The organism is Aeromonas oralensis, assembly GCF_049665575.1.
GTDB lineage: Bacteria > Pseudomonadota > Gammaproteobacteria > Enterobacterales > Aeromonadaceae > Aeromonas > Aeromonas hydrophila.
Genome location: NZ_CP187186.1, coordinates 2592398 through 2605934, shown reverse-complemented (window position 1 = coordinate 2605934; position 13537 = coordinate 2592398). Strand labels below are relative to the sequence as shown.

11 protein-coding genes and 1 pseudogene are annotated in these 13537 nt (G+C 61.5%); 11 read left to right on the top strand and 1 reads right to left on the bottom strand.

The window, feature by feature from the left end; all coding sequences use genetic code 11:
* Positions 1-47: 47 nt before the first annotated feature.
* The 11 genes from ACPDZI_RS12130 to ACPDZI_RS12080 all read left to right on the top strand — a co-directional run bounded on the left by ACPDZI_RS12130 (position 48) and on the right by ACPDZI_RS12080 (position 11825).
* Positions 48-446, top strand: coding sequence for a hypothetical protein (locus tag ACPDZI_RS12130; protein WP_005301849.1), 399 nt, complete (start codon positions 48-50; stop codon positions 444-446).
* 354 nt (positions 447-800) lie between these two features.
* A complete protein-coding gene (locus ACPDZI_RS12125; RefSeq protein ID WP_011706322.1) occupies positions 801-2930 on the top strand; it encodes a sigma 54-interacting transcriptional regulator in 2130 nt (709 codons plus the stop codon).
* An 11-nt stretch (positions 2931-2941) separates the two neighbouring features.
* A complete protein-coding gene (gene fdhD / locus ACPDZI_RS12120; RefSeq protein ID WP_017784686.1) occupies positions 2942-3799 on the top strand; it encodes a formate dehydrogenase accessory sulfurtransferase FdhD in 858 nt (285 codons plus the stop codon).
* Positions 3800-3924: 125 nt separating this feature from the next.
* The gene (gene recR, locus ACPDZI_RS12115) at positions 3925-4527 is read left to right on the top strand and encodes a recombination mediator RecR (protein WP_201970943.1); all 603 of its coding nucleotides are present in this window, start codon (positions 3925-3927) and stop codon (positions 4525-4527) included.
* A gap of 234 nt (positions 4528-4761) precedes the next feature.
* A complete protein-coding gene (gene htpG, locus ACPDZI_RS12110) occupies positions 4762-6675 on the top strand; it encodes a molecular chaperone HtpG (RefSeq protein WP_438833194.1) in 1914 nt (637 codons plus the stop codon).
* Between the two features lie 254 nt (positions 6676-6929).
* Positions 6930-7574, top strand: a complete 645-nt coding sequence (gene adk / locus ACPDZI_RS12105) for an adenylate kinase (protein WP_011706319.1) — start codon at positions 6930-6932, stop codon at positions 7572-7574.
* A 114-nt stretch (positions 7575-7688) separates the two neighbouring features.
* Positions 7689-8663, top strand: coding sequence for a ferrochelatase (gene hemH, locus ACPDZI_RS12100; protein WP_042067040.1), 975 nt, complete (start codon positions 7689-7691; stop codon positions 8661-8663).
* Positions 8664-8736: 73 nt separating this feature from the next.
* Complete coding sequence (locus ACPDZI_RS12095) at positions 8737-9129, top strand: MAPEG family protein (RefSeq protein ID WP_438833193.1); 393 nt, start codon at positions 8737-8739, stop codon at positions 9127-9129.
* A 178-nt stretch (positions 9130-9307) separates the two neighbouring features.
* Positions 9308-10612, top strand: a complete 1305-nt coding sequence (locus tag ACPDZI_RS12090; protein ID WP_438833192.1) for an inosine/guanosine kinase — start codon at positions 9308-9310, stop codon at positions 10610-10612.
* 187 nt (positions 10613-10799) lie between these two features.
* Entirely contained in the window at positions 10800-11162 is a 363-nt protein-coding gene (locus ACPDZI_RS12085; protein WP_010674427.1) for a DUF2750 domain-containing protein, read from the top strand.
* 168 nt (positions 11163-11330) lie between these two features.
* Positions 11331-11825 (top strand): hypothetical protein, encoded by a 495-nt coding sequence (locus tag ACPDZI_RS12080; protein ID WP_017408190.1) that lies wholly within the window; start codon positions 11331-11333, stop codon positions 11823-11825.
* On the opposite strand, the pseudogene ACPDZI_RS12075 reads toward ACPDZI_RS12080, so the two are convergent.
* Positions 11788-13427: pseudogene (locus tag ACPDZI_RS12075) on the bottom strand (EAL domain-containing protein). The gene ACPDZI_RS12080 and the pseudogene ACPDZI_RS12075 sit on opposite strands and share 38 nt — an antisense overlap.
* Positions 13428-13537 lie beyond the last annotated feature (110 nt).

Sequence of the window (13537 nt, the reverse complement as noted above, 5' to 3'; positions counted from 1 at the left end):
CAGGGCCCGGATCCGCTCATCCTTTTTTCAGCTGGCAGGTGTCCATCATGAAAAATGAATTAAATCTTTCGTTCGGGATCTTTTATGTCTCCGCTTATTTGCTGGTGATGTTGTTAGGGATTGGGTGTTTTCTATGGCACGACGAATTGATATTTCTGCTGGGGTTTGCCTTCTTCGGCTGTTTTATCGCCGCGCGCATCGCCATGAGCGCCGTGCTGGCGGCATTGAGCGTGCAGGCGGCCTGGCTCATCGCTTTTCTCTCCACCACCCTGGTCAACTGCTTGCTGGCGGGCGTGCTGGGGCTCGGGGTCTATCTCACCCATCGGGTGGTGTCGGTGGAAATAGCTGACAATATCAGTGGGTTATTGCTGGGGCTTCAGCTCTTTTCGGCCGCCTTCATCTTCGGCGGGCTGAAGCTGCACAACTACCGGCTGCTCTCCTCATGAGCCTGCGACAGCGTCAACAGGGGCAGAGGATGGGCCAGTTGGCGGCGATATGCGGCGAATGACGGCGATAGTGACGCCATATTTGGGCGTGGCGGGAAATATCCGCTGACGGAGCTGTAATATGTGCCAGGGCCGGCTTGGTTGTAATGGGGATGGGGCTAACTTATTATGCCAGCCATCCTGCGATAATCTGCGCGATGCTATTTCGGTGCATGTTAGTTTTTATAATTAAGCGTTAAGTTTTTAAAAATTAATTATAACATCTGACTGCGATGGCTGATGCATTGTTTACCGTTGTTGCCGTGCTGCAATTGGCCGGCAAGGGTACCCATCTAGATGTAATGCGAGGCCTGAATGCTGAATGTGAGTGCCATTCCGTTGACCGACATCTCACCCATCTGGGATGACGGCTTTCTCTCCCTCTCCAAGAACTTGCTCTCTGCCGTCACCTTGGACGACTTCATCAAGAAGCTGAACCGGATCCAGCCCTGCTTTCGCCAGGTGGATCGGGTCAACCTCATCCTCAACCTGGGGACGGGGGAAGAGGCGGTCTTCTACTACCTGGGGGAGCAGGGGCCGGCTCACCTCATCTGCCGCAAGGCCGATCTCCATTTTTCCCGCGAGCAGGCCATTGTGCTGCCAGCGAGCCGCTTTCGCCACCGCTGCGAACAGCTGGCGAGCACCCCTGTCTATGACGGCTTGCACTCCTATTGTCAGTTGCCCATCACCACCGCTCGCAGCCACCTGGGCGGGGTGGAGTTCATCAGCCGCGAGGCCAATGCCTTCCCGATGGAGACCCTGGCCAAGCTGACCCAGCTGGCGGCCATCGTCGCCATTGCGCTGGAGAACGTGCTGGACAAGGAGCGCACCCTGGAGCAGGCCAACTCCCTGCGCCTTGAGCGCGACAGCTGCAAAATTCTGGTGGACGTGACCAATGCGGTGATCAAACTGGTGCGCATCGCCGAGCTGCCCCAGAGCCTGTTCACCATCCTGCACCACCACTTTGGCATCAGCAGCCTGTGTCTGGCCGAGTACAACGCCACCTCCGACAGTTTCAAGAGTTACCTGGTCAATCAGCAGCAGCGCGAACAGCCCGGCATCATCAACCATTCGTGTTTTGAGAAGAACTGCCTGCAGGGGGCGCTCGGCCACAGCGAGCCCTTCTTCCTCTATCGCGAGCAGGGCCACGGCTGCCAGTCTAGCTGCCGTTTCACCTCCCAGATCCTGCCCCCCGACGCCGACAGCTCCTGCATCCTGCCGCTGCGCTATCGGGGCAACCTGCTGGGGGTGTTGATCCTCTCTCACCCACAAGCGGATTTCTTCGCCGACCTCGATATCTCGCTGCTCGAACAAGTGGCAGCGCGCACGGCGATTGCCATGAACAACGTGCAGGCGCAGCAGGAGATCTCCAACACCACCGGCGCCAGGGAGAAGACCCTCAGAGTCGACGGACCCGCGCCGCAGGGGGACTTTGCCAACATCATCTACCAGAGCGCCGTGATGGAGAAGGTGCTGGAGAAGGTGAAGCTGGTGGCCCAGAGCGACTGCACCGTGCTCATTCTGGGGGAGACCGGCACCGGGAAGGAGCTGATCGCCCAGGCCATTCACGCCCTGAGTGCCCGCCACGATCACGAGATGGTCAAGGTGAACTGCGCCGCCATTCCCACCGGCCTTATCGAAAGCGATCTGTTTGGCCATGAGAAGGGGGCCTTCACCGGGGCGCTGACCCAGCGCATCGGCCGCTTCGAGCGGGCCCACAAGGGCACCCTGTTCCTCGACGAGGTGGGGGACATGCCGCTCGATCTGCAGCCCAAGCTGTTGCGGGTCTTGCAGGAGCACGAGCTGGAGCGGGTGGGCAACAGCAACCCCATTGCCATCGACGTGCGGCTGGTGGCAGCCACCAACTGCGATCTGCTCTCCATGGTCAAGAACAAGCGCTTTCGCAGCGACCTCTATTACCGGCTCAACGTCTTTCCCATCGAGCTGCCGCCTCTGCGCGAGCGGCGCGAGGATATTCCACTGCTGGTCAACTTCTTCATCAAGAAGATCGCCAAGCGGATGCGCCGCACCATCACCTCCATCCCGGCCGACGCCATGAAGATGCTGGTGTCGCTCCCCTGGTACGGCAACATCCGTGAACTCGAGAACATCATCGAGCGGGCGGTGGTGATGACCCGCGGCCACGTGCTCAACCTCTCGCCGGACGAGCTGCTGCCCCTCAAGGGCTTTCACAAGATAGAGACCCTGGTCTATGACGAGCCGGCCCGGGAGCTGTTCCGTGAGCCGCTGCCCGCCTTGCCGCAGGGTGACGAGGCACAGGGGGAGGATGAGCGGGTCAGCATCATCCGGGCGCTGAAGGCGTGCAATGGCATCGTCGCCGGTGAGCGGGGCGCGGCCCAGCGTCTCGGCATGAAGCGCACCACCTTGCTGTCGAAAATGAAACGGCTCGGGATCTCGGCCAAAGATCCCCGCACCCTCAACTAAGGGGCCCCCAGATGTTGCTTGAACTCGACCCCGACACCCCGCAGGCGCTCAGCGCCCATCGCGAGGTGGTCCATTATCATCAGCGCGGCGTCACCACCGACAGCGCCATGCAGCTGCCCTGCGAAACCCCGGTGGCGCTGGTCTACAACGGCATCGCCCACAGCGTGATGATGTGCTCTGCCGCCGATCTGGAGGATTTCGCCATCGGCTTCTCGCTCTCCGAGGGGATCATCGACAGCCTGCTCGATATCCACGACATCGAGCAGCAGAGCGCCTGTCGCGGCATCGAGCTGCACATCACCCTGGCCAATCGCTGCGTCCATCGCCTGAAAGAGAAGCGGCGTACCCTGGCCGGGCGCACCGGCTGCGGCATCTGTGGCAGCGAGAGTCTGGAGCAGGTGGTGCGCGCCCAGCCAAGGCTGCCCGACAGCCAGCGTTTTGCTGTGGGCCATATCGACAAGGTGCTGGCGGCGCTGCGCCCGCTCCAGCTGCTGGGGCAGAGCACGGGGGCGACCCATGCCGCCGTGCACGTGGACGGCGAGGGCAACATCCTCGCCATTCGCGAGGACGTGGGGCGCCATATTGCACTGGACAAGCTGGTGGGGCACCTGCAGCGAAGTCAACGGCGCGACGGCGCCATCCTGGTGACCAGCCGCGCCAGCTTCGAGATGGTGCAAAAGTGCGCCAGCGCCGGGGTGGAGATCTTGCTCGCCATCTCGGCCGCCACCGAGCTCGCGGTCGAGCGGGCCGAGCAGACCGGGCTCACCCTGGTGGGCTTTTGCCGCCCGGGGCGGGCGGAGATCTACAGCGGTCGCCAGCGCATCCTGCTGGCGAGCGCGGCATCATCACCCGTTTCGGCAGAGGGCTGAGGGCACAAGGCCATTGGCGCTCGGGGTTGGCTCGGGTATAGTCCTGCGCCAACAAGATAGGTTCGGTCGCGCTTCTTGCCCGTCAGGGCGCCGTGGCCGACACAGCGTCAAAGGATACCAAGCCCATGAAATTCAGCCCGCTGCTGGATGAGATGATGAAAGCCCTGCAGGTGCTGCCGGGTGTCGGCCCCAAGTCGGCCCAGCGCATGGCATTTACCCTGCTCGAACGTGAGCGCAGCGGCGGCCTGCGGCTGGCCCAGCTGCTCTCTCGTGCCCTGACCGAAATTGGCCACTGCAGTCACTGCCGCACCTTCACCGAGAACGAGCGCTGCGAGATCTGCGCCAATCCCAAGCGCGAAGAGAACGGCCTGCTGTGCGTGGTGGAGAGCCCGGCGGACGTGGCCGCCATCGAGCAGACCGGCCAGTTCTCCGGCCGCTACTTCGTGCTGATGGGCCACCTCTCGCCGCTGGACGGCATTGGCCCGGAGGAGCTGGGGCTGGAGATCCTGGAGCGACGCTTGAAAGACGAGGCGATCAGCGAGCTTATTCTGGCCACCAACCCCACCATCGAGGGGGACGCCACTGCCTGGTACATCGCCGACATGGCCCGCACCGCCGGCGTCAAGGTGAGCCGGATTGCCCACGGGGTGCCGGTGGGCGGCGAGCTGGAGCTGGTGGACGGCACCACGCTCTCCCACTCCCTGATGGGGCGTCAGCCCCTTAATTGACTCAGCGTCAGCCCCTGAACTGAGTCAGAGTCTGTTCTTCAACAGGCCCTGCGTCGCGACTCAGCCCACGATACCAGAACCCGCCTCGGCGGGTTTTTTGTTGGGTAGGAGGGTCGATTGGCGCAAAAATCGCCATTCGCACGCCTTGACGTTTTGCCCCCCTTGAAATGGCGATCGCCGGCCCCATCTTGGATCGGGAATATGTTCAACCCGAATCGCCTGAGGATAGTGTCGATGACCCAAAGCGTTCATGCCGAAACCCACGGGTTTCAGACTGAAGTCAAACAACTGCTGAGCCTGATGGCCCACAGCCTCTACTCCAACAAAGAAGTGTTCCTGCGCGAGCTTATTTCCAACGCCTCCGATGCGGCGGACAAGCTGCGCTTCAAGGCGCTTTCCGATGCCTCTTTGTTCGAAAACGACGGCCAGTTGCGCGTTCGCCTGGTGGTTGATAAAGAAAATCGGACCCTGACCATCTCCGACAACGGGATCGGTATGACCCGTGATCAGGTGATCGAGCACCTGGGCACCATCGCCAAGTCCGGCACCGCCGAGTTCTTCAAGAACCTCTCCGGTGATCAGGGCCGCGACTCCCAGCTGATCGGTCAGTTCGGGGTGGGCTTCTACTCCGCCTTCATCGTCGCCGACAAGGTGACCGTGGTGTCCCGCGCCGCCGGTACTGCTCCGGAGCAGGGCGTGCAGTGGGAGTCGGAAGGGGAAGGCTCCTTCACCGTGGCTGACGTGACCAAAGCCGGTCGCGGTACCGACGTCATCCTGCACCTGCGCGCCGAAGAGGACGAGTTCCTCGACGACTGGCGTCTGCGCTCCGTGGTGAGCAAATATTCCGATCACATCAGCGTGCCGGTGGAGATGTACAAAGAGGGCACCCCGGATCGCGAAGAAGACGGTGAAACCATCGTCGGTACCCCGGGCGAGTGGGAGCAGGTCAACCGCGCCACCGCGCTGTGGACCCGCAACCCGAAAGAGATCAAGGACGAGGAGTATCAGGAGTTCTACAAGCACGTCGCCCACGACTTCGAAGATCCGCTCTTGTGGGGTCACAACCGGGTGGAAGGGGCGCAGGAGTACACCAGCCTGCTCTACGTGCCGGCCCGCGCACCGTTCGATCTCTACAACCGGGATCAGAAACACGGCCTGAAGCTCTACGTGCAGCGCGTCTTCATCATGGACGACGCCGAGCAGTTTATGCCGACCTACCTGCGCTTCGTCAAAGGGGTGCTGGACTCCAACGATCTGCCGCTCAACGTCAGCCGTGAGATCCTGCAAGACAACAAGGTGACCGTCTCCCTGCGCAAGGCCTGCTCCAAGCGCGTGCTGACCATGCTGGCCAAGCTGGCCAAGGAGGATGCCGAGAAGTACGCCAAGTTCTGGAGCGAGTTCGGCAATGTGCTGAAAGAAGGCCCGGCCGAGGATTACGCTAACCGCGAAGAAATTGCCAAGCTCTTGCGCTTTGCCAGCACCGCCGGCGAGGGCGAAGCCCAGACCGTGTCGCTGGAGGATTACGTTGGCCGCATGAAGGAAGGCCAGCAGAAGATTTACTACATCACCGCCGACTCTTACGCTGCCGCCAAGAACAGCCCGCACCTCGAGATCTTCCGCAAGAAGGGCGTCGAAGTGCTGCTGATGTGGGAGCGGGTCGACGAGTGGCTGATGAGCCACCTGACCGAGTTCGATGGCAAGCAGCTGGTCTCCGTCACCCGTGGCGAGCTGGATCTGGGCGATCTGGAAGACGAAGCCTCCAAGCAGGCGCAGGAAGAGGCTGAGAAGGCCAACGCCGGTCTGGTGGAGCGGGTCAAGCAGAGCCTCGGGGATGCGGTAAAAGAGGTGCGGGTCACCCACCGCCTGACCGACTCACCATCCTGCATCGTTACCGATGCCCACGGCATGAGCACCCAGATGATCAAGCTGATGCGTGCCGCCGGCCAACCGGTACCGGAGCAGAAGTACATTCTGGAACTGAACCCCGACCACGCCTTGGTGAAGAAACTCGACACCATCCAGGACGAGGCGCTGTTCGGCGAATGGGTCACCCTCTTGCACGAACAGGCCCAGCTGGCCGAGCAGGGCGGGCTCAATGATCCGGCGAGCTTCGTCTCCCGTATCAACCGTCTGTTACTCCAGGCATGATGTTTGGGCCCACTGCGTGCAGTGGGCTCTTTCTTTTCTGGCGCCTGCCCCGTCTGGGGCGGGCGCCAGTTGCGTGCAGCACTGCTGCATTTTCACTCATTTTTCGTACACGGATCTGCGCCAATGGTCGTATTGCCATGTCGGAAAGATGGTGAAAAATAAGCCACTCACACGGGGCAAGCTTGTGAAAATGGGCGAAACCGTGTAGTTTTTTGCCTTCTCAAGAATTGAATAACCAATCAATAGGAGCGTGTATGCGCATTGTTCTGTTGGGGGCTCCGGGTGCCGGCAAGGGTACTCAGGCTCAGTTCATCATGGAAAAACACGGTATTCCGCAGATCTCCACCGGCGACATGCTGCGTGCCGCGATCAAGGCGGGCACCGAGCTGGGCCTCAAGGCCAAAGCCGTGATGGACGCAGGTCAGCTCGTCTCTGACGACATCATCATCGGCCTGGTCAAAGAGCGTATTGCCCAACCGGATTGCGCCAACGGCTTCCTGCTGGACGGTTTCCCGCGCACCATTCCCCAGGCGCAAGCCATGAAGGACGCCGGTGTTGCCGTGGACTTCGTGCTGGAGTTCGACGTGCCGGACGAAGAGATCGTCAAGCGCATGAGCGGTCGTCGCGTTCACTCCGGCTCCGGCCGTACCTACCACGTGGTGTTCAACCCGCCGAAAGTGGAAGGTAAGGACGACGTGACCGGTGAAGATCTGGTGATCCGTGCCGACGACGAAGAGACCACAGTGCGCAAGCGTCTGGATGTATACCATCAGCAGACCGCACCGCTCATCGGCTTCTACGGCAAGGAAGCGGAAGCGGGCAACACCCGTTACGTCAAGATTGATGGCACCCAGCCGGTAGATCTGGTCAGCAAGCAGCTGGCGACCATCCTGGGCTAAGCCCGCCATTGCCATCGTCCCCAAGGGGCCTGCGGCAATGTGCCAGTGAGACAAGGGCCCGGCATGGGCCCTTTCTTGCATTCAGACATAACAACAGAACGACAGGAAGCATACGTGACCACGAAAACCGGGATCTTGCTGGTCAATCTGGGTACCCCAGCCGCGCCCACCACGGCCGCCGTCAAGGCGTTTCTCAGCCAGTTTCTGCACGATCAGCGGGTCGTCGACCTGCCGCGCTACCTCTGGTGTCCTCTGCTCCACTTCATCATCCTGCCGACCCGCTCTCCCAAGGTGGCCAAGCTCTATCAGCAGGTGTGGACCGAGCAGGGCTCGCCGCTGATGGTGATAAGCAAGCAGCAGCGCGCGGCGCTGGAGCAGGAGCTCAAGCGCGAAGGGGTCGAGGTGCCGGTGGAGCTGGCCATGACCTACGGCTCTCCTTCGCTGGATGAGGGCTGGCAGGCGCTCAAGGCCAAGGGAGTCAACCGGGTGATCCTGTTGCCGCTCTATCCCCAGTATTCGGTCAGCACCACCGCCTCGGTGTTCGATGGCTGGGCCAAGGCGATGAAAAAAGAGCGCAACCTGCCGGTTGTGCGGCTCATTCGTGATTACCATGCTCACCCCGAATATATCCAGGCGCTGGCCATGAGCGTGCGCCGCCACTGGGAACAGCACGGCCAGGGCGAGCACCTGCTGATGTCGTTCCACGGCATTCCCGAGCGCTACGAGCGGGAAGGGGATCCCTATGGTCACCAGTGCCGGCGCACCGCCGCCCTGTTGGCCGAGGCGCTCGGGCTGGAGGCCAGCCAGTGGACCGCCAGCTTCCAGTCCCGCTTTGGCAAGGAGGAGTGGCTCAAGCCCTACACCGACGTGACCATCGCCGGCCTGCCGGCAACCGGGATCAAGCGGCTCGATGTGATCTGCCCCGCCTTTGCCGCCGACTGCCTCGAAACCCTGGAGGAGATCCAGGTGCAGAACCGGGAGATCTTCATGGCTGCCGGTGGCGAGCAGTTTGAATACATTCCGGCCCTCAACAGCGATCAGGCCCACATCCGCATGATGGTGTCGCTGATCTGCCGCGAGCTGGCCTGACAGACATACAGCCGGTGCCGCCCATCGGCACCGGCTGCCAGCCGTTCGCTATCCAAGGAGAAGGAGTTTCACCATGATGCATATCACCCTGATTTACGCCGGCCTCTTGGGGCTGCTGTTCCTCTTGCTCTCCTTCTGGGTGGTCAAGCGCCGGGCCCAGTTCAAGGTGATGATAGGGGAAGGGGAGGCACCCGAGATGCGCGCCGCCATCCGGGCCCATGGCAACTTTGCCGAGTACGTGCCGCTCACCCTACTGCTGATGGCGCTGTGTGAGCTGGCGGGGGTTGACCCCTTCTGGCTGCACCTTGGCGGTGTGCTGTTGCTGGTGGGGCGGATCCTGCACGCCATCGGCATCCAGATCCCCAAGGCGCCGAACATGCCGCGCCTCTTCGGCACCCTCTTCTTCTGGCTCTCGCTCGGGCTCTTCTCGGTGCTGGCACTGGCACAGGAGCTCGCCGCCGGCTGAGTCTTGTTCGCTGTAAAAACCACCTCCTTGCGAGGTGGTTTTTTGATGGGTTTTGGTAAACGTTTTCCTCTGCAGCCCTTGTCTATACTGACTTCATATTTTAATCAGGCGACTTTTCGGCGCGGCGGATTGTGTTAAAATCCCGCCCCTCTTTCCCCCAGAGCACAAGAACATTGCCATGAAATTTCCCGGTCAGCGCAAGTCCAAACACTACTTTCCTGTGGATCGTCGTGATCCCCTCATCTCCCAGAGCGCGGTGCTTGCGGAGCGGGGCAAGGCCTATGTGGTCGGGATTGACCAGACGCTGGTCGACATCGAGGCGCACGTTGATCTGGCATTTCTCGAGCGTTATGGCCTGAGCCGCGGCCACTCCATGCTGATCTCCGATGACGTGGCCGAGCAGATCTACAACGAGCTCAAGAGCAACAACATGGTGGTGAGCGAATTTGCCGGCGGCACCATCGGCAACACCATGCACAACTACTCGGTGCTGGCGGACTCCCACTCCATCCTGCTCGGCGTCATGAGCCAGGACATCCGCATCGGCAGCTACGCCTACCGTTACCTGTGCAACACCTCGTCACGGGTCAACCTCGACTACCTGCAGCCGGTAGACGGCCCGGTCGGCCGCTGCTTCACCTTCATCACCGAAGGGGGCGAGCGCAGCTTCGGCATCAACGCCGGCAAGATGGACCATCTGGATGTGGCCCACATCCCCGAGACCATCATCAAGGAGTCCTCCGCCCTAGTCATCACCGCCTACTTGGTGCGCGGTGAAGATGGCACCCCGATGAAGGACGCGGCCATGACTGCGGTGCGTTATGCCCGCGAGGCCGGCGTACCGGTAGTGCTGACCCTGGGTACCCGCTTTGTCATCGAGTCCGACCCCCAGTGGTGGCGCGATTTCATCAGCGAGAACGTCACCGTGCTCGCCATGAACGAGGAAGAGGGCGAGGCTCTGACCAGCTTCTCCGATCCGCTGGCTGCCGCCGACAAGGCGCTGGACTGGGCCGACATGGTGCTTTGTACCGCAGGGCCGGTGGGGCTCTACATGGCTGCCTACACCGAAGAGGACTTCAAGCGCGAGACCACGCTGCCGCTGCTGCCCGGTGTCATCCCCGAGTTCAACATGTACGAGTTCAGCCGCCCCATGACCCGCAGCGGCTGCCGCGTGCCCAAGCGCATCTACTCCCACATCTCTCCCTACATGGGCGGGCCGGAGAAGATCAAGAACACCAACGGGGCAGGGGACGGGGCACTCTCCGCCGTGCTGCACGACATGGTGGCCAACGCCTATCACCGCAGCGCCGTGCCCAACTCCGCCAAGCACGTGGCCGAGTTCCTCACCTACTCTTCGCTCTCCCAGGTGTGCAAGTACGCCAACCGGGTGAGCTACGAGGTGCTGGCCCAGAGCAGCCCGCGCCTGTCGCGCGGTCTGCCGGAGAAGGAAGACAGCCTGGAAGAGGTGTACTGGGAGCGTTGATCCCGCCCCTTGCGCTGAAAACGCCTCCTTCGGGAGGCGTTTTGTCAGGTAAAACCCGGCAGCGGGCAGTTTTTTGTGTGATAAACCCCAAGATGCTTGAGTCCATGTCACTTTTACGACACCATTTGGCCACCGCATTGCCACTCGGCACTGCCGTGGCCGCAGCACCCGATAGAGAGAGAGCCCCATGAGTAAGTTAACTGACAATCTTGACGCCAATTTCCAACTGTTCATCGAAGAAGTCCGCGAGTCGGGTCAGGTATGGGGCTTGCGTTACGGTGAAGACTGGGTCGTCTGCCGCTCTGCCGAGTTCGAAGATGCCGACGTGATGCCGCTCTGGTCTGCCGAAGGGGATGCCCGCCTGCACTGCGTGGACGAGTGGGCCGACTACGAGCCGGAAGTGATCGAGCTGGAAGAGTTCCTCGACATCTGGATCAACGATCTGGACGAAGACGACGTGCTGGTCGGCCCGAACTGGAACGCCGATCTGGAAGGGCAGGAGCTCGAACCCATCGAGCTGGCCAAGGCGCTGGTGGAACTGGACGCCTGAACCACACTGCATTGAGCCGGGCCTTGGCCCGTCTGACGAGAACCGATATCCGCAAGGATGTCGGTTTTTTTATGGCCGGCTTGCAGAATACTGAATGAAAAGGCGATTTGGCTTTGCACCCGTCAGAGGGATGGTCCATCATCAACCTTTTGCCGAGCGGGAGGAGCCATGTTTGTATTCGACGTCACCGGCGTTGCAGGGGCGCGAGCCGAGATCCGGGTTCAGGCGCTGGACTGGGGGCAGAGCGGCCCCGTCACCTTCCGCTGCGATGACGATCAACTGGCGGTGCTGCTGCTGACCGACTGCCGCTGCGATGCGGTGGGCTTCTTTAATCTGCTGGCGGGCTGCAAGCCGCTTTACCTGGAGCAGTGGCTCAGCTATCTGCAGGAGACCGGCCGCATCGCCAAGCAGAGCTGCCAGCTGGAGAGTCCGGCCCAGGAGGATTACCTCGCCAAGGCCGGTCTTGAACACGAAGAGCTCAATGCCCTGCTGGGGCAGGTCTATCAGGTGGCAGGTTTCAACCGGCTGCAGATCAACCGTTACCTCAAGAATCGCCACAACCCCACCACCCTGGCGACTCGCTACGATCAGAAGGAGCTGGAGCGCTATCGCCAGCTCAACGACATCATTCTGACTCTGTTGAAGTTGAAGCATCCTCAGTAAACAGCCCGAGCTGGCTGATATCCGATCGCAACTGCTGGGGCTTGGCGATGAGATAGCCCTGCAGCCCGTCCACATACATGCCCTGCAGCAGCTGCTTCTGACCCAGCTGCTCCACCCCTTCCGCAATCACCTGACACCCCATTCGGTGTGACACGTCGACGATCATCCGCACGAACTGCTGGTTGGTCAGATCCTGCTCCAGCCCGGTGATGAGGGCGGGATCCAGCTTGATGTAGTCGGGCTTGAGCTCGCGAAACAGGTTGAATGACCCTATCCCCTTGCCGAAGTTGCAGATAGCGGAGCGGCTGCCGTTGCGCCTGAGCAGCTCGAACACCCGCTTGGCCCCGGTCAGGTTGCGCTCCAGATGCTCTTCATCCAGTTCGAACACCAGGTTGGCGCTGGTGTTGGGGTCGTTGAGCAGCTGTCGGTCCAGCCAGATCAGAAAGGCGCTGTTTTGCAGCAGGTTGCTGGAGAGGTTGATGCCCCAGCGACTCTGATTCGCGCCAAAGGCCCGGTACTGGCGCATGATGTGGGTCACCAGCATCTGTTCCAGCCGCATCACCATGTCCAGCCGCTGGGCCATGGCGAACAGGGTGTCGGTGGGCAGCACAGTGCCGTCGGCACTGCTGAAGCGGGTGTAGATCTCGTTGTAGGCCAGCATGCTGCGGTGCATCGGCTGGATCGGCTGGTAGGTGAAGCTGATGCGCTCCTGCTCCAGCAGCTCGGTCAGTACCAGCTTCCAGTGATGCTGCCCCTGCAGCTCCACCACGCTGTCATCCTGCTGGATGGCCCAGCCGTTGACCGTCTCGGTCTGGGCGCGGGCCAGTGCCAGATCCGCCCTGGCCAGAATGGCCTCGATCTTCTGGCCGCTGCTGAGCCGGGTCAGCCCGGAGTAGGCGGCGCTCTCCAGTTCATGCTGCTGCTGATAGTGATCGAAGGCGATCTTCAGATCCCGCCCGAGCAGGGGGGCGGGATGTTGGCGACCGGCTGCACCAGCACCGCGAAGTCGGCCCCCGAGATGCGGTAGACCTGATGGCCGGGGAAGCGGCTCACCACCCTGGTGATGATATTGGCGATATCTTTGATGTAGGCATCCCCCGACTGAAAGCCGCGCTGGGCGTTGAGTTTACCAAGCTCGGTGGCGCGGATCAGCACCAGGGTGGCGGTCTGGGTGTCCTGATCCCGCTGCAGCAGCTCGGTCATGTCACGGCGAAAGGCGTGGCGGTTTTGCAGCTGGGTCAGCTCGTCCTGGGTCGCCTGGTTGTGCAGTTCGCTGATCTGGCGGTGAGCGTCGCGCTCGGCCTCGTTGAAGTGGGCAAGCAGTTGCTGCAGGGCGGCCTGGGCCTCGGGGGTGGTCAGGCAGGTGGGGTCGCGCAGCTGCAGCGCCCGGCACCACACCTGCTCCTGGTGGCTGCGCTCCACCTGTTGAAGGCGCAGGGTCAGCATGCTCAGCAAGCCGAAGCCGAGCAGGCTGGTGGCGAGGATGATAAGCAGGGTCAGCAGCGTACTGGTGAAGGCGAGCCAGAGCCCCTGCAACAGCAGCAGGGGAGCACAGAGGAGAGCGATCACCAGCAGCTGGTTGCTCCCGAGCTTGTTCAACATGGTGTCATCCTTGATGATGTCGTTGATGCTGAAATTCTAACCAAGCTCGCGCCGCAAAGCATGAGATCCCGCTCAACTCCTGGAAAAGGGCCAATTGAAATCAGTTAAAT